Source organism: Pseudomonas sp. PDM14, from assembly GCF_014851905.1.
Classification (GTDB): Bacteria; Pseudomonadota; Gammaproteobacteria; order Pseudomonadales; family Pseudomonadaceae; genus Aquipseudomonas.
The window spans coordinates 695,219-711,752 of record NZ_JACVAQ010000001.1; the positions used below are offsets into that span (position 1 = coordinate 695,219).

Genomic DNA, 16,534 nt, shown 5'->3' on the forward strand with positions numbered 1-16,534 from the left:
GCCATCACAGCGCACGTAAAGACCATGAGCCAAGCCGACCTCCTCGACCAAGATCCCGTGTTCCAGCTCAAAGGCAGCATGCTTGCCATCACCGTGCTGGAACTGGCCCACAACGATCTCGAACGCCTGGACCGCCAGCTCGCCATCAAGGTCCAGCAGGCACCGAACTTCTTTCAGAACATCCCGCTGGTCCTGGCCCTGGACAAACTGCCCGAAGGCGAAGGCAGCCTCGACCTGGGCAAACTGATGGAGCTGTGCCGCAGCCACGGCCTGCGTACCCTGGCGATTCGCGCCAACCGCGCCGAGGACATCGCCTCGGCCAACGTCCTGGACATCCCCGTGCTGCCGCCCTCCGGCGCCCGCGAACGCCTGGTCGAACCGGTGGAAGCGCGCAAGAAGGAAAAACCGGCCGCACCTGCCGAACCGGTGGCCAAGCCCAGCCGCATCGTCACCACGCCAGTGCGCGGCGGCCAACAGATCTATGCCCAGGGCGGCGACCTGATCGTTCTGTCGCCGGTCAGTGCCGGGGCGGAACTTCTCGCCGACGGCAATATCCATGTGTACGGCCCGATGCGCGGCCGCGCGCTCGCCGGCGTCAAGGGCGACGTCAAGGCACGCATCTTCTGCCAGCAGATGGGCGCTGAAATGCTTTCTGTGGCGGGCCAGTACAAGACCGCCGAAGACCTGCGCCGCGACCCACTCTGGGGCCAGGCAGTACAGGTCAGCCTGACGGGTGACGTGTTGAACATCACCCGCCTTTAACGGATACTGCGGACCAATTTAAAAGGACCAAAAGGGCATCCGGAAGCCAGGCGTACCGGCTTCGTGGTTGCCCGTTTTTTCATATTTTTTGGGGTGTATCACCTTGGCCAAGATTCTCGTAGTCACTTCCGGCAAGGGCGGCGTGGGCAAAACCACCACCAGTGCTGCCATCGGTACCGGCCTCGCCCTGCGCGGCCACAAAACCGTAATCGTCGACTTCGACGTCGGCCTGCGTAACCTCGACCTGATCATGGGCTGCGAGCGCCGCGTGGTGTACGACTTCGTCAACGTCATCAACGGCGAAGCGACCCTGACCCAGGCCCTGATCAAGGACAAACGCCTGGAGAACCTCTACGTGCTGGCCGCCAGCCAGACCCGTGACAAGGACGCCCTGACCAAAGAGGGTGTCGGCAAGGTCATCGACGAGCTGTCGAAGAACTTCGAATTCGTCATCTGCGACTCGCCGGCCGGTATCGAAACCGGTGCCCACCTGGCCATGTACTTCGCCGACGAAGCCATCGTCGTGACCAACCCGGAAGTCTCCTCGGTGCGCGACTCCGACCGCATGCTCGGCCTGCTGGCAAGCAAATCGCGCCGCGCCGAGAACGGCGAAGAGCCGATCAAGGAACGCCTGCTGCTGACCCGCTACAACCCCGAGCGCGTGACCAAGGGCGAAATGCTCGGCGTGGAAGACGTCGAGGAAATCCTCGCCATCAACCTGCTCGGCGTGATCCCGGAATCCCAGGCCGTGCTGAAAGCCTCCAACCAGGGCGTACCGGTGATCCTCGACGACCAGAGCGACGCAGGCCAGGCCTATGGCGACGCGGTTGACCGCCTGCTCGGCAAGGAGGTACCGCACCGCTTCCTCGACGTGAAGAAGCAAGGCTTCCTGCAACGCATCTTCGGGGGTCGCGAATGAACATTTTCGACTTCTTCCGCGAGCGCAAGAAGGAAACCCCGGCGTCGATCGCCAAGGAGCGCCTGTCGATCATCGTCGCCCACGAGCGCGGCCAGCGCAGCCAGCCAGATTACCTGCCGGCCCTGCAGAAAGAACTGGTCGAAGTGATCCGCAAGTACGTCAACATCGAACAGGATCAGGTGCAGGTCGCACTGGAAAACCAGGGCAGCTGCTCGATCCTGGAACTCAATATCACCCTGCCCGACCGGTGAAATACACCCTCTCCTACCGGGAGAGGGTTGGGGTGAGGGAAAAACGGCGGCCCAGGCCGCCGTTGTCATTTGTGGAAAAGTCATGCCGCTGTCGAACGTCGAAATTCTCCACCAGGACGCTGCCCTGCTGGTGATCAACAAGCCCACCCTGCTGCTTTCGGTGCCCGGCCGCGCGGAAGACAACCGCGATTGCCTGGTGACGCGCCTGCAGGAGAACGGCTACCCGGAAGCGCGCATCGTCCACCGTCTGGACTGGGAAACCTCGGGCATCATCGTCCTCGCCCGCGACGCCGACAGCCACCGCGAACTGTCCCGCCAGTTCCACGACCGCGAAACCGAAAAAGCCTACACCGCGCTGTGCTGGGGCCAGCCAGAACCGGACAGCGGCAGTATCGACCTGCCGCTGCGCTACGACCCGCCAACCAAGCCGCGCCACGTGGTCGACCATGAACAGGGCAAGCACGCCCTGACCTTCTGGAAGGTGCTGGAGCGCTGCGGCGACTGGGCGCGCGTCGAGCTGACGCCGATCACCGGCCGCTCGCACCAGTTGCGCGTGCACATGCTATCGATCGGTCATCCGCTGCTCGGCGACGGCCTGTACGCTCATGAACAGGCTATGGCCGCCTGGCCGCGCCTGTGCCTGCACGCCAGCATGCTCAGCCTGACCCACCCGCAAACTGGCGAGCGCCTGCGCTTCGAGTGCCCCGCGCCGTTCTGACTGCCGCGTAGAAACGTGGCAAACGCCCAGCGGTCTGCTCACGATGCTTTTTATGCAGCCGGCTCACGAGCAGCGCGCACTCCTGCGCAAAGCCGGCAGACTGCGGCCAAGCCAGTGCGATAAACTCCGGCCATCGCTGTCCGGAGTCCGTTATGCGCGCAGAGCTGAATCAGGGCCTGATCGAGTTCCTCAAGTCCTCCCCCACCCCGTTCCATGCCACCCGCACCCTGGCCCAGCGCCTACAGAGTGCCGGTTTCCGCCCCCTCGACGAACGTGACAGCTGGGCCACCGAACCCGGTGGCCGTTACTACGTCACCCGTAATGACTCTTCGATCATCGCCTTCCAGCTCGGCCGACGTGCGCCGCTCGATGGCGGCCTGCGCCTGGTCGGTGCGCACACCGACAGCCCGTGCCTGCGCGTCAAGCCGCAGCCCGAGCTGCAGCGCCAGGGCTTCTTCCAGCTCGGCGTGGAAGTCTACGGCGGCGCGCTGTTGGCGCCCTGGTTCGACCGCGACCTGTCGCTGGCCGGGCGCGTCACCTTTCGCCGTGACGGCAAGGTGGAAAGCCGCCTGATCGACTTCCAGCTGCCGATCGCGGTGATCCCCAACCTGGCCATCCACCTCAATCGCGAGGCCAACCAGGGCTGGGCAATCAACGCCCAGCACGAGCTGCCACCGATCCTCGCCCAGGTTGCCGGCGAGGAACGCGCCGACTTCCGCGCCCTGCTCGCCGACCAGTTGGCGCTCGAGCACGAACTGAACGCCGATGCGGTGCTCGACTACGAACTCAGCTTCTACGACACGCAGAACGCCGCGGTGATCGGCCTCAACGGCGACTTCATCGCCGGAGCGCGCCTGGACAACCTGCTTTCCTGCTACGCCGGCCTGCAAGCCCTGCTCGCCGCCGATGGTGAGGAAACCTGCGTGCTGGTCTGCACCGATCACGAGGAAATCGGCTCCTGCTCAGCCTGTGGCGCCGACGGTCCATTCCTCGAACAGGTGCTGCAACGCCTGCTGCCCGAGGGCGATGCCTTCGTGCGCACCATCCAGAAATCCTTGCTGGTCTCTGCCGACAACGCCCACGGCGTGCACCCCAACTACGCCGACAAACACGACGCCAACCACGGCCCCAAGCTCAATGCCGGCCCAGTGATCAAGGTCAACAGCAACCAGCGCTACGCCACCAACAGCGAGACCGCCGGCTTCTTCCGCCACCTGTGCCTGGCCGAGGAGGTGCCGGTGCAGAGTTTCGTGGTGCGCAGCGACATGGGCTGCGGCTCGACCATCGGCCCGATCACCGCCAGCCAGCTGGGCGTGCGCACCGTGGATATCGGCCTGCCGACCTTTGCCATGCACTCGATCCGCGAGCTGGCCGGCAGTCATGACCTGGCGCACCTGGTCAAGGTGCTCGGCGCCTTCTACAACAGCGCCGAACTGGGCTGAGGAGCACGCACATGGCCGTGGCGATCTTCGACCTCGACAACACCCTGCTCGAAGGCACCTGCTCCAGCCTGTGGGCGGCCTACCTGGCCGACCTCGCCTGGGTCGACCGCGACTCCTTCCTGCAGCGCGACGGCGAACTGCTCGCCCGCTACGAGCAGGGCGAGCTGAGCATGGCCGACTACCTGAGCTTCAGCCTCTCGGCGCTGGTGGGGCGTACGGCCGAGGAAGTCGATTTCGTCCTCGAACCCTTCGTCGAAGACGTGATCGAGCCGCTGCTGCACAACGACGCCATGCGCAGTATTGCCGACCACCGCAGCGCGGGGGATCGCGTGCTGCTGGCGGCCGCCATACCGACCTTCCTGATCGCGGCCATCGCCGACCGCCTGGGCCTGGCCGATGTATTGGGCATCGACCTGCAAGAGCAGCACGGTTTCTATTCGGGCAACACCGAAGGCGTTCCCACCTACGGTGAAGGCAAGCTGCAGCGGGTGCAGGCATGGCTGGCGGAACAAGGCCTGTCGCTGGCTGACGCCTCCCTCTATACCCACTCGCCGCAGGATCTGCCGCTGCTGGAACGGGTCGACCGGCCTCACGCGGTCAACCCCGGCGCGGCGCTGCTGGAACAGGCCGAGCGCGCGGGCTGGCCGGTGCTTACCTGGCGCTGAGCGAAGGCTCAGCGCACGTCACCCAAGCCGATCAGACCAGGCTGTCGTCGATCACCAACACGACCTTGCCCGACACCTGATTGCTCGCCAGCGCCGCGAATGCCGCCTCGACGTCCTTGACCGCGAAGGTCTGCTCTAGCTGCGGCTTCAAACGGCCCTCGCCGAACAGCGGCCAGACGTGGTGGTTCAGCTCGCTGAGCAACTCCGCCTTGAACTGTTCGTCGCGGCTGCGCAGGGTCGAACCGATCAGCTTGATGCGCTTGCCGAGCAGCTGCGCCAGGTTCAGCTGGGCCTTGGTGCCGCCCATCAGGCCGATGTTTACCCAGCGGCCATCGCTGCCCAGCAACTCCAGGTTGAGTTCGGCGTAGGCGCCGCCGACGGGGTCGAGGATCACGTCGAACGGCGCGAAATCACGCAGGCTCGGCAAGTCGACATCGCGGATCGCCCCGCCCTGAGCCCCTAGCGCTTCGCAATACGCCAGGCGCTCGGCCGATCCGACGCTGACCCAGCAGGGATTGCCGAACGCCTTGCACAGCTGGATCGCCGCCGAACCCACGCCGCTGGCACCTGCGTGCAGCAGCACTTTTTCGCCCGCCTTGAGGGCGGCCAGCTCGAACAAATTGAGCCAGGCGGTGGCATACACCTCAGGCAGCGCTGCCGCTTCGGCCATGCTCAGGCCCTCGGGAATCGGCAGCGCATGGCGCGCATCGACCACCACTTCCTCGGCCATGCCGCCGCCCGCCAACAGGCAGCAGACGCGATCACCGACCTTCCAGGCGCTACCCGCACCAACTTCACTGACCACCCCCGAACACTCCAGGCCAAGGATGTCCGTGGTCCCGGCGGGCGGCGGATAAAGGCCGGCCCGCTGCAGCAGATCGGCACGATTCAGGCCGGCAGCGGCGACCCGCACACGAATCTGCCCTACATCGCAGGCGACGCGTGGTCGTTCGCACCATTCCACCTGCCCTTCGACGCCTTGCAATGCCTTCATGCTGCCTCCATAGTGAATAAGCCCCCCGGCCTAGAGCCGGGCTTTTTGCATATGCCGCCTGGCTCGAACGGAACCGGGCGCCCTACATGACGGCCTAATATGCGTTATCACTTGCCATCGCGTCGAATCAGCATGCAGCGTTTTCTCCCTAGCACCGCCCTCGCCCTCGTTCTGAGCTTCCAGGCCTTCACGGCACACGCCAAGACCGCTCCGGAAAACTGGGATTACCTGCAACCTGATCGCGAGCAGGTGATTGCCAGCCTGAACGTGGTGGAGTTGCTCAAGCGCCACCATTACAACAAGCCGCCGCTTGATGACGCCCGCTCGCTGAAGGTGTACGACGGCTACCTGAAGATGCTCGACCCGGCGCGCAGCTATTTCACTGCCGACGACATCACCGAATTCGACCGCTGGGCGAAGAAGTTCGACGACCTGCTCAAGAGCGGCGACCTCGAGCCCGGCTTCATCATGTACAAGCGCCAGCTGGTACGCGCCCAGGAGCGCCTGAACTACGCCCTCGGCCTGCTGAAGAATGTCGACGCACTCGACTTCAGCGTCGACGAAAGCCTGCTGGTCGACCGCGAGAAAGCCCCGTGGGCGAAGAACACCGCCGAACTCGACGACCTCTGGCGCAAGCGCGTCAAGGATGAGGTGTTGCGCCTGAAACTGGCCGGCAAGGAAACCAAGGCGATTCAGGAGCTGCTGACCAAACGCTACAAGAACCAGCTCAGCCGCCTGCAACAGACCAGCGGCGAGGACGTGTTCCAGGCTTATATCAACGCCTTCGCGCAGACCTACGACCCGCACACCAACTACCTCTCCCCGGACAACGCGGAGAACTTCGACATCAACATGAGCCTGTCGCTGGAAGGCATCGGCGCCGTGCTGCAGTCGGACAACGAGTACGTCAAGGTCGTGCGCCTGGTCCCGGCCGGCCCTGCCGAGAAGAGCAAGCAGGTCGCCCCGGCGGACAAGATCATCGGCGTCGCCCAGGGCGACAAGGACATGGTCGACGTCATTGGCTGGCGCCTGGAAGAAGTGGTCAAGCTGATCCGCGGACCGAAAGGTTCCAAGGTACGCCTGGAGGTCATCCCAGCCAGCAACGCGCCGAGCGACCAGACCAGCAAGGTGGTCAACATCACCCGTGAAGCGGTCAAGCTGGAAGAGCAGGCCGCGCAGAAATCGGTACTCAAGCTCAAGCACGACGGCCAGGAATACAAGCTCGGCGTGATCAAGGTGCCGGCCTTCTACCTCGACTTCAAAGCCTTCCGCGCCGGCGACCCGAACTACAAGAGCACCACCCGCGATGTCAAACGCCTGCTCACCGAACTGCAGGCCGAGAACGTCGAGGGCATCGTCCTCGACCTGCGTGACAATGGCGGCGGCTCCCTGCAGGAAGCCACCGAACTGACCGGCCTGTTCATCGACCAGGGCCCGACCGTGCTGGTACGCAACAGCGATGGCCGTGTCGACGTGCTGGCCGACGAAGAGCCGGGCGCGTTCTACACCGGGCCGATGACCGTACTGGTCGATCGCCTGTCCGCCTCGGCCTCGGAGATCTTCGCCGGCGCCATGCAGGACTACCACCGCGCGCTGATCGTTGGTGGCCAGACCTTCGGCAAGGGCACCGTACAGACCATCCAGGAACTCAATCACGGTGAGCTCAAGCTGACCCTGGCCAAGTTCTACCGCGTCTCCGGGCAGAGCACCCAGCACCAAGGCGTGCTGCCGGACATCGCCTACCCGAACATCGTCGACACCAAGGAAATCGGCGAAAGCGCACTGCCCGAGGCCATGCCATGGGACAGCATCCGCGCAGCGATCAAACCCGAGGTCGATCCGTTCAAGCCGTTCCTGGCCGAACTGAAGTCACGCCACGATGCGCGCACCATCAACAACCCGGACTTCGTCTTCACCCGTGAGCGCCTGGCGCTCGGTCAGGAGCTGATGAAGGAAACCAGCATCAGCCTCAACGAGCAGAAACGTCGCGCCCAGCGGGCCGATATCGAAGCCCGTCAGCTGGCCCTGGAAAATGCCAAGCGCACCGCCAAGGGCGAGGAGCCGCTCAAGGAACTCAAGGAAGAGGACGAAGACGCCCTCCCCGTCGAGCCGGAGAAGACCAAACCCGAAGACGATGCCTACCTGACCGAGAGCGGTTTGATCCTGCTCGACTACCTCGGCCTGAACGCGCAGGTGGCCAAGCACTAATCGGCGCGGTCATCAAAGCGTCATCGTTCTGTCGTGAAATGAAGGGCCGGTAGCGATACCGGCCCTTTCGTTTTTCCGGCCAGTCGAGAGCCCACAATGACCGTCACCGAGCAGTTGAGCGCGCTGGAACACATCCTCGCTCACGGCGACTTGCATACCCTTTTCCAACCCATCGTCGCCCTCTCGGAGCGACGCATTCTCGGCTACGAAGCCCTCACCCGCGGCCCCTCCAACAGCCCCCTGCACTCCCCCATCGCGCTGTTCAGCGTGGCACGCAACAGTGGCCGCCTGAGCGAATTGGAACTGATCAGCCGACGCAGCGCCTGCCGACGTTTTCGTGATCTCAAGCTCGATGGCAAGCTGTTCCTCAACGTCTCCCCCGAATCCATGCTCGAACCCACGCACCAGCCGGGGCGCACCCTCAAGCTGCTGCAGGAGTTCGGCATCACCCCGGACCAGGTGGTGATCGAGCTGACCGAACAGGCCGCCATCGAGGACTTCAGCCTGCTCGACACCGCCCTGCACCACTACCGCGCCATGGGCTTCTCCATCGCCCTCGACGACCTCGGCGCCGGCTATTCGAGCCTGCGCCTGTGGTCGGAGCTGCGCCCGGACTACGTGAAGATCGACCGTCACTTCATCGACGGCATCCACCAGGATGCGGTGAAGCGCGAGTTCGTCGACTCCATCCTGAAGATGGCCAAGGCCTCGCGCGCCCAGGTCATCGCCGAGGGCATCGAACTCAAGGAAGAGCTCGCGGTGCTCTGCGAGATGGGCGTCGACCTGGTTCAGGGCTACCTGCTCGGCCGCCCCGCCGAACAGCCCAGTCGCGACGCACGGGAATTGCCCCTGGGCAACAACGCCAATGGCCTGCACGAGGAGAGCAGCGACCTCGAAGCCCTGCTCAACAAGCAGCTGGCGGTACGCCACGACATGGCCACGGCGCAGGTGCTGGAAGCCTTCCGCGCGCAGGCCAACCTCAACTCGCTGGCGATTCTCGATGAGCAGGACCAGCCGGTTGGCATCGTCCACCGCAACGCCCTCTCCGATGCGCTGCTGAAACCCTTCGCCACCGACCTGTTCGCGCGCAAGCCGATCAGCCGCCTGATGAGCAGCGACTTTCTCGCCGTCGACATCAGCCAGTCGCTGCAGCAGGTCAGCCGCCTGCTCACCAGTCGCGCCCGGCAACGCATCGAGGAAGACTTCATCATCACCGAGGGCGGCAGCTACCGCGGCGTTGGCCGGGTGATCGACGTGCTCAAGCTGATTACCGAACTGAAGATCCAGCAGGCCCGCTACGCCAACCCGCTGACCCTGCTGCCCGGCAACGTGCCGATCCAGCAGTGCCTGACCCGCCTCCTGCAGCAAGGCCGTGAGGCCGCGGTGTGCTACGTCGACATCGACAGTTTCAAGCCCTTCAACGACCTCTACGGCTACGCCCGTGGTGACGAGGTGCTGTTGTGCCTGGCACAGTGCCTGAACGAACGCGTCGACCCCAGCCGCGACTTCGTCGGCCATATCGGCGGCGATGACTTCATGCTGGTACTGGGCTCGGAAGACTGGCGTACCCGCATCCAGCAACTGCTCGAAGACTTTCAGGGCCAATGCCGGCGCTTCTACCGCGAGGAACACCTGCAGGCCGGCTGCTTCATCGCGCACAACCGCAAGGGTCGCCGCGAGGAGTTTCCGCTGCTGTCGTTATCGGTCGGCGTGGTGCAGCTGCAAGCCAGCGACGGCGCGAGCATGGACGCCAGTCAGCTGGCGGAACTCGCCTCGGAAGCCAAGCGCCGTGCCAAGGCGGTGCCCGGCTACAGCCTGCACGTGCTGGAAAATCTGTCAGCCTAGGCCGAGCTCGCTGGCGCGGCGCTCGTACTGCGCCGCCAGGCTGGCATCGGCAGCAAGGCCTGGCCCGCCTTCGCGGTAGAGCACAGCCAGGCGATGCGCGGCCAGCGGATGGCTGGCGCTGGCGGCCATCACCCACCAGCGGGCAGCCTCGGCGCCATCGGGGGTGTGACGGGTATCGCCGCTGAGCGCGCTCAGGCCGACCTGATAAGCCGCCTTGCCGTCGCCGGCCTGAGCAGCCAGACGCAGCAGACGCAAGCCCTCCTCCCGCGCGCCCAGCCCCTGCCCGCGGAACAGCAACAGGTGACCGTAGAAGCTCTGTGCGACGACATCGCCCTGCGCCGCCATGCGCGCGAACTGCCCCTGCATCCAGTCCCAGGCTCGCGGCTGTTGCACCAGCCAACGCCACTGGAACAATTGACGTGCCAGCAGGTAGCCGATGCGCGCACGCAGCCGCCAGAACATCAGGCTTCCTCGGGATAGGTGAATTCGAAAACCCGCGCCACTTCCGATGCATGCCAGGAAGCGGCGGCGATACCGTCGCACGGGCCGGCGAAACGCCCGAGGCGTACCACGCATTCGAAGAAGCCAGGGCGCGGCAAGCGACTGGCGCCCTGGCTGATCACCAGCGCGCTGCGCAGTGGCCGGTCCGCGCGGGCGTCGAGTGCGGCCAGGTGTTCCAGAGCAGCGGTCAGCGTCTGCATCGCTGGCGCGGGCAGCTGCAGGCGTTCAACCAGGGCGCGGTAGGTGAGCAGATGACGCTGGCGGCGCGCATCCTCCAGCTCGACGAGCAATGCCTGCCAGTGTTGCCGATGGATGCGCACGCTCAAGAGTAGTGCTCCCAGCCACTGACACCGAGCACCCGGGCCAGCGAGCGGCGGATCGCGCCATCAGGCTCGCGCTCGCCACTCTCGATCAGACCCAGATAGTGCGGACTGATACCGACCGATCGCGCCAGATCGGCCTGCGACAGCCCCTGCGCCTCGCGCAGATTGACCAGTTCGGTGAAGGGTGGGCCGCCGGCTTCGTCAGTCGCCGGGACCTTGGCCGGTGCATTGCGTCCGGCAGCCTGCAGCAGCGCCTGGTACTCGGCCCAGGGCAGCACGGCGTATTCGGCTTCGCCGTCGCGGGAAATCACTTGCACACTCATTGCAACTCTCCATGGGGCAGCAGCGTCGTCGCGCCGACGCTCTCCTGACCGGTCGTCATCTTAACAACCGGGCGATAGGCAGAGGGTGACCCATAGCGCCCTTGCGTTACAAGAGCCAGCTGTATGCAGAGTGCACTGCCACAACTTCCTGGAAACGTGCGTCTACTTATGCTGCGCGGAAGGCTCGTCCGCGCTCGGCAGGCGTTCGATCACCGCCAGCTCACCGGGCGTCCGTTGCGCACGCCAGGCCTGGTATGCATCCAGCTCGCCACGCCAAGTACGCACCACCCAGGCCAGCACCGCCAGGTCATCGAGAAAACCGACACCCAACAGCCAGTCGGGCACCGCATCGAGCGGACTGAGGAAGTACAGCAACCCAGCCACGACACTGAGCAGAGCCTGCTTGCTGACCGCACGATACTCGCCACGCCACCAGGCCAGGCACAGCCCCTGCAGCAGTTGCAGAGCACCTTTCAGCCGACCGAGTTGCAAGCCGCCGCCACTGCCTTTTCGCGATACCGCCAAGAGCAAACCTGGCAGTCGACCACGGGCCAAAAGCAGTTGCGCCGGGCGCAGGTAACGCCGCAAATTCCGGGGGATATTCATATCGATTCTCCGTAACCCGCATGCCTGCTGGGCTTGCCGTGGTTATCCACCGAAGCTGTGGATAACCTTGTGCACAGATTCTGAATGATGCTGGCAAACGCCCGCACCATGGGCCCTCGCTACAGATAGGGCACTTTTTGCTCAGTGCGTTAATTCATTACAAATCAACAAGTTACATTGTAAGCATTGCTCAGCTACGGCGTAACGGTGCGCTTGATGAGAGTAACTCGCGCAATGTGCATAACCGTAACACTCGCGCTTGACTTCACCTTAAAACAGACCCTCGGGTCACCAGCCTGTTCATACCAAAGGCGCAGAAACGACAACGCCCCGACAAGGCGGGGCGTTGCGTGTGGAGCCAGACTTACTGCTGGGCAGCAGCCGGGTCCTTGATGGCCAGCAGTTCAAGCTCGAAAACCAGAACCGAATTGGCCGGAATCGCCGGGCTCGGGCTCTGATCGCCATAAGCCAGCTCGCTCGGAATGTACAGCTTGTACTTCTCGCCAACGTGCATCAGCTGCAGGCCTTCGACCCAACCCGGGATCACGCCGTTGACCGGCAGGTCGATCGGGCTGCCACGCTCGACGGAGCTGTCGAACACGCTGCCATCGGTGAGTTTGCCTTCGTAGTGAACGGTCACCACGTCAGTGGCCTTGGGCTGAGCACCTTCGGCTTTTTTCAGAACTTCGTACTGCAGGCCGGAAGCGGTGGTGGTCACGCCTTCTTTCTTGCCGTTCTCTTCGAGGAATTTCTTGCCAGCCTTGGCCGACTCTTCACTCACGGCGAGCATGCGCTCTTCGGCACGCTTCTGCAGGAAACCGAAGGCTTCTACCAGCTCTTCATCCTTCAGGCGCTGCTCTTTCTTGCCCAGTGCATCTTCGATGCCCTGTGCCATGGCTTTCGGGTCCATGCCCTCGATACCTTGCTGCGCCAGGCTCTTGCCCATGTTCAGACCGATGCCGTAGGACGCCTTCTGCTCAGGGGTCTTCAGTTCCACTTCTTTGCTTGGCGAATCACAACCGGCCAGTACCAGGCCTACCAGGGCAACCGCCGCGGCTAAACGATGTTGTTTCATGCTTGATCCTTGTTGGTGCGCCCTGAGGCTATCGGTGAAAGCGCGAGCTTAGCAGGCCGCGTCGATCAATGGCTACGGCATAGGAGCCGAGCGACATCGATAAGTTCAGGTTGGCAAAGGATTTTTGGCGAATGAAGCGAAGTGTCACAGGAGGGGCGAAGCGAGGAAAAAATGGCGCAGCGGACGGGACTCGAACCCGCGACCCCCGGCGTGACAGGCCGGTATTCTAACCGACTGAACTACCGCTGCGCGTAACCTCGTGAGCGAGATGGTGGGTGATGACGGGATCGAACCGCCGACCCTCTGCTTGTAAGGCAGATGCTCTCCCGGCTGAGCTAATCACCCTTCACTCTCGAAGTGGGGCGCATTCTAGAGAGCGATCCAAACCTTGGCAAGCTCTTTTTCAAAAAGAATTTTCCAGCAGTTCCAAAGGCTTAGGAGAACGGGGGCTGTTCGTCATTTTCACTCGCAAGAGGCTCGACTGCGGCTTGGACAATCCGCCCCGGCGGAGAATAATGCGCGCTTTGCGCAATTGGAGAGTCAGCCCCCATGTGGTTCCGCAACCTGCTCGTCTACCGCCTCACCCAGGATCTGCCCTTCGATGCCGAGGCACTTGAGACGGCACTCGCCACCAAACTGGCTCGTTCCTGCGCCAGCCAGGAACTGACCACTTACGGCTTCATTCCACCCTTCGGCAAAGGCGCCGACGCGCCCTTGGTTCACGTCAGCGGAGACTTCCTGCTGGTGGCCGCACGCAAGGAAGAACGCATTCTGCCCGGCAGCGTGGTACGCGATGCCCTGAAGGAAAAGGTCGACGAGATCGAAGCCGAGCAGATGCGCAAGGTCTACAAGAAGGAGCGCGACCAGCTCAAGGATGAAATCGTCCAGGCCTTCCTGCCGCGCGCCTTCGTGCGTCGCTCTGCCACCTTCGCCGCCATCGCGCCGAAACTCGGCCTGATTCTGGTCGACTCGGCCAGCGCCAAGCGTGCCGAGGACCTGCTGTCGACCCTGCGCGAAGTGCTCGGCTCGCTGCCGGTGCGCCCACTGACCGTGAAGATGGCGCCGACCGCGACCATGACCGACTGGGTCAAGTCGCAGAAAGCCGCGGCCGACTTCTTCGTGCTCGACGAATGCGAGCTGCGCGACACCGCCGAAGACGGTGGCGTGGTGCGCTGCAAGCGTCAGGACCTGACCAGCGAGGAAATCCAGCTGCACCTGTCCACCGGCAAGCTGGTCACCCAGCTGTCGCTGGCCTGGCAGGACAAGCTGTCGTTCATGCTCGACGACAAGCTAGTGGTCAAGCGCCTGCGCTTCGAGGACCTGCTGCAGGACCAGGCCGCTCAGGATGGCGGTGAAGACGCCCTCGGCCAGCTCGATGCCAGCTTCATGCTGATGATGCTGACCTTCAGCGACTTTCTGCCGGCACTGTTCGAGGCGCTCGGCGGCGAAGATATTCCGCAGGCCATCTGACCTTTCGGACAACTTCGGCAATACTTGCCCGAGCGCGCTCGTCCCATCGAGTTGCCTCGGGCCAGTCGCTGTGAAGAATATCGCTCAGGCAAGGACGACCTTGCCACTCTGCCTAGAGTGATCACCCCGGGACGGCCCGCCTGCATTGCGGTTACCTGGAGGTCACCATGTCCTGGCTCATTCTGTTTCTCGCCGGCCTGTTCGAAGTCGGCTGGGCCGTCGGCCTGAAATACACCGACGGCTTCACTCGCCCCATCCCTACCCTGCTTACCGTTGGCGCCATGGTCATCAGCCTGGGCCTGCTCGGCCTGGCGATGAAGGAGCTGCCACTGGGCACCGCCTACGCGATCTGGACTGGTGTCGGTGCAGTGGGCACGGTGATCGCCGGGATCATCCTGTTCGGCGAATCCATGGCGCTGGTGCGCCTGCTCAGCGTCGGCCTGATCGTCACCGGGCTGCTCGGCCTCAAGCTCAGCCATTGAGCGTTCGCTACCAAGCCGCCGGAAATAAAAAGCCCGCCAATCGGCGGGCTTTTCTGTTCCGGCAACACTTAGCGCACGTCGCCCCGCAGCAGGCTGACCTGCTCCTGCAGCACCAGCCGGCCGGTATCCGCCGGCAACGGCTGGCCGACCACGAGGGTGATGCGCGACCAGAAGCGCCGGAATAGCCCCTTGTGCGGGTCGCGGCTGAAGAAACTGCCCCACAGGCCCTGCAGCGCCATGGGGATCACCGGCACCGGGTTGGCGCTGAGGATGCGCTCCACGCCGGCTTTGAACTCGTCGATCTCGCCGCTGGTGGTCAGTTTGCCCTCGGGGAAGATGCACACCACTTCGCCGTCCGCCAGGTACCGGGCGATGCGCGCGAAGGCCTGCTCGAACACTTCCGGGTCCTCGCTGCGTCCGGCAATCGGCACGGTGCCGGCGGTGCGGAAGATGAAGTTGAGCACCGGCAGTCGGTAGATCTTGTAGTACATGACGAAACGGATCGGCCGGCGCACGGCCCCGCCGATCAACAACGCGTCGACGAACGACACGTGGTTGCACACCAGCACGGCGGCGCCCTCGTCGGGGATCGCCTCCAGCCCCTCGTGGCGCACCCGGTACAGCGTGTGGCCGAGCAGCCAGATGAGGAAGCGCATGGTGAATTCGGGGACGATCTTGAAGATGTAGGTGTTCACCGCGATGTTCATCAGCGAAACCACCAGGAACAGCTCGGGGATCGAAATCCCGGCGACGTTCAACAGCAGCATCGCCACCAGTGCCGAGACCACCATGAACAGCGCGTTGAGAATGTTGTTGGCGGCGATCACCCGCGCGCGCTCGTTCTCCACCGTGCGCGACTGGATCAGCGCGTACAGCGGTACGATGTACAGGCCGCCGAACACGCCGATGCCGAAGATATCGAGCAGCAGCCACCAGGCCTGGCCCTGACCGAGCAGAGTCAGCCAGGTGTAGGGCTCGGCCGCTGCCGGGAAATCGCCGCTGTGCCACCAGAGCAGGATGCCGAACACGGTCATGCCAATGGAGCCGAACGGCACCAGGCCGATCTCTACCTTGCGCCCGGACAGGCGCTCGCAGAGCACCGAGCCGAGGGCGATGCCCACCGAGAACACGGTGAGGATCAGGGTGATCACGCTCTTGTCGCCGTGCAGCAGCTCCTTGGCGAAGGCCGGGATCTGCGCCAGGTAGATCGAGCCGAGGAACCAGAACCACGAATTGCCGAGCAGTGAACGCGACACCGCCGGGCGCTGACCCAGGCCGAGGCGCACGGTGGCCCAGGTCTGGCGGAAGATGTTCCAGTCCAGCGCCAGTTCCGGCATCGCCGCGCGGGCGCGGGGGATGTTGCGGCTGGCCAGATAACCGAGCACGGCGACCAGCACGATGACCGTCGACACCAGACCGGCGGAATGGCTGCCGGACATGATCAGCCCGGCACCGATGGTGCCGGCGAGGATGGCGAGGAAGGTGCCCATCTCCACCAACGCGTTGCCACCGACCAGCTCGTCTTCACGCAGGGTCGCCGGCAGGATCGAATACTTCACCGGGCCAAAGAGCGCCGAGTGGGTGCCCATGCCGAACAGGGCGAGCAGCAGCAGCGGCAGGCTGTCGAGATAGAAGCCGGCGGCACCGACCAGCATGATCACGATTTCCGCCAGTTTGATCGCGCGGATCAGCGCGTCCTTGGCGAACTTCTCGCCGAACTGGCCGCCGAGGGCCGAGAACAGGAAGAACGGCAGGATGAACAGCATGTGGCAGAAGTTCACCATCAGGTTGCCCTGCTCCGCGTTCAGCGCCAGGCCGAACAGCACGACGAGGATCAGGCCCTGCTTGAACACGTTGTCGTTAAAGGCGCCGAGCAGCTGCGTGATGAAAAACGGCAGGAAGCGCCGGGTGCGCAGCAAGGCGAATTGCGAGTGTTGGGTCATCGTCCAT

Annotated in this window: 17 protein-coding genes and 2 tRNA genes; 10 read left to right on the forward strand and 9 right to left on the reverse strand. The window is 64.0% G+C overall.

Annotation, left to right across the window (positions count from 1 at the left end):
• Positions 1–24: 24 nt before the first annotated feature.
• The 6 genes from minC to IB229_RS03250 all read left to right on the forward strand — a co-directional run bounded on the left by minC (position 25) and on the right by IB229_RS03250 (position 4,757).
• Positions 25–762: a septum site-determining protein MinC gene (gene minC / locus IB229_RS03225; protein WP_192324897.1), complete on the forward strand. Its 738-nt coding sequence runs from the start codon at positions 25–27 to the stop codon at positions 760–762.
• A gap of 103 nt (positions 763–865) precedes the next feature.
• Positions 866–1,681: a septum site-determining protein MinD gene (minD, locus tag IB229_RS03230; RefSeq protein WP_192324899.1), complete on the forward strand. Its 816-nt coding sequence runs from the start codon at positions 866–868 to the stop codon at positions 1,679–1,681.
• Positions 1,678–1,932 carry a cell division topological specificity factor MinE gene (gene minE / locus IB229_RS03235; protein WP_021701941.1) on the forward strand — a complete coding sequence of 85 codons (255 nt, stop codon included), beginning with the start codon at positions 1,678–1,680 and terminating at the stop codon, positions 1,930–1,932. Before minD ends, minE begins: the two co-directional genes overlap by 4 nt.
• A gap of 82 nt (positions 1,933–2,014) precedes the next feature.
• Positions 2,015–2,650 (forward strand): RluA family pseudouridine synthase, encoded by a 636-nt coding sequence (locus IB229_RS03240; protein ID WP_192324901.1) that lies wholly within the window; start codon positions 2,015–2,017, stop codon positions 2,648–2,650.
• Positions 2,651–2,802: 152 nt separating this feature from the next.
• A complete protein-coding gene (locus IB229_RS03245; protein ID WP_192324903.1) occupies positions 2,803–4,092 on the forward strand; it encodes a M18 family aminopeptidase in 1,290 nt (429 codons plus the stop codon).
• A gap of 11 nt (positions 4,093–4,103) precedes the next feature.
• On the forward strand, positions 4,104–4,757 hold the full coding sequence (locus tag IB229_RS03250) for an HAD family hydrolase (protein WP_192324905.1): 654 nt from the start codon (positions 4,104–4,106) through the stop codon (positions 4,755–4,757).
• A 31-nt stretch (positions 4,758–4,788) separates the two neighbouring features.
• On the opposite strand, the gene IB229_RS03255 is transcribed toward IB229_RS03250, so the two are convergent.
• Positions 4,789–5,751, reverse strand: a complete 963-nt coding sequence (locus IB229_RS03255) for an NAD(P)H-quinone oxidoreductase (RefSeq protein ID WP_192324907.1) — start codon at positions 5,749–5,751, stop codon at positions 4,789–4,791.
• 132 nt (positions 5,752–5,883) lie between these two features.
• On the opposite strand from IB229_RS03255, the gene IB229_RS03260 reads away from it, so the two are divergent.
• A complete protein-coding gene (locus IB229_RS03260; protein ID WP_192324909.1) occupies positions 5,884–7,959 on the forward strand; it encodes a carboxy terminal-processing peptidase in 2,076 nt (691 codons plus the stop codon).
• A gap of 96 nt (positions 7,960–8,055) precedes the next feature.
• Complete coding sequence (locus IB229_RS03265) at positions 8,056–9,804, forward strand: bifunctional diguanylate cyclase/phosphodiesterase (RefSeq protein WP_192324911.1); 1,749 nt, start codon at positions 8,056–8,058, stop codon at positions 9,802–9,804.
• Here IB229_RS03265 and IB229_RS03270 read toward each other — a convergent pair.
• From IB229_RS03270 to IB229_RS03300, 7 genes are all read right to left on the reverse strand, one after another.
• Positions 9,796–10,266 (reverse strand): tetratricopeptide repeat protein, encoded by a 471-nt coding sequence (locus IB229_RS03270; protein ID WP_192324913.1) that lies wholly within the window; start codon positions 10,264–10,266, stop codon positions 9,796–9,798. The genes IB229_RS03265 and IB229_RS03270 overlap by 9 nt on opposite strands.
• Positions 10,266–10,631, reverse strand: coding sequence for a hypothetical protein (locus IB229_RS03275; protein ID WP_192324915.1), 366 nt, complete (start codon positions 10,629–10,631; stop codon positions 10,266–10,268). Before IB229_RS03275 ends, IB229_RS03270 begins: the two co-directional genes overlap by 1 nt.
• Positions 10,628–10,951, reverse strand: coding sequence for a helix-turn-helix domain-containing protein (locus IB229_RS03280; RefSeq protein WP_192324917.1), 324 nt, complete (start codon positions 10,949–10,951; stop codon positions 10,628–10,630). Before IB229_RS03280 ends, IB229_RS03275 begins: the two co-directional genes overlap by 4 nt.
• Positions 10,952–11,113: 162 nt before the next feature.
• A complete protein-coding gene (locus IB229_RS03285; protein WP_192324919.1) occupies positions 11,114–11,557 on the reverse strand; it encodes a YkvA family protein in 444 nt (147 codons plus the stop codon).
• A 364-nt stretch (positions 11,558–11,921) separates the two neighbouring features.
• On the reverse strand, positions 11,922–12,632 hold the full coding sequence (locus IB229_RS03290; RefSeq protein ID WP_192324921.1) for an FKBP-type peptidyl-prolyl cis-trans isomerase: 711 nt from the start codon (positions 12,630–12,632) through the stop codon (positions 11,922–11,924).
• A 172-nt stretch (positions 12,633–12,804) separates the two neighbouring features.
• Positions 12,805–12,881 (reverse strand) — tRNA-Asp (locus IB229_RS03295).
• A gap of 20 nt (positions 12,882–12,901) precedes the next feature.
• Positions 12,902–12,977, reverse strand: a tRNA-Val gene (locus IB229_RS03300).
• A 204-nt stretch (positions 12,978–13,181) separates the two neighbouring features.
• On the opposite strand from IB229_RS03300, the gene rdgC reads away from it, so the two are divergent.
• Both rdgC and sugE read left to right on the forward strand, forming a co-directional pair.
• Positions 13,182–14,102: a recombination-associated protein RdgC gene (gene rdgC, locus IB229_RS03305; RefSeq protein WP_192324923.1), complete on the forward strand. Its 921-nt coding sequence runs from the start codon at positions 13,182–13,184 to the stop codon at positions 14,100–14,102.
• A 167-nt stretch (positions 14,103–14,269) separates the two neighbouring features.
• A complete protein-coding gene (sugE, locus tag IB229_RS03310; protein ID WP_192324925.1) occupies positions 14,270–14,584 on the forward strand; it encodes a quaternary ammonium compound efflux SMR transporter SugE in 315 nt (104 codons plus the stop codon).
• A gap of 68 nt (positions 14,585–14,652) precedes the next feature.
• Here the strand turns inward: sugE and IB229_RS03315 are convergent, their stop codons facing one another.
• Positions 14,653–16,527 (reverse strand): MFS transporter, encoded by a 1,875-nt coding sequence (locus IB229_RS03315; RefSeq protein WP_192324928.1) that lies wholly within the window; start codon positions 16,525–16,527, stop codon positions 14,653–14,655.
• Positions 16,528–16,534 lie beyond the last annotated feature (7 nt).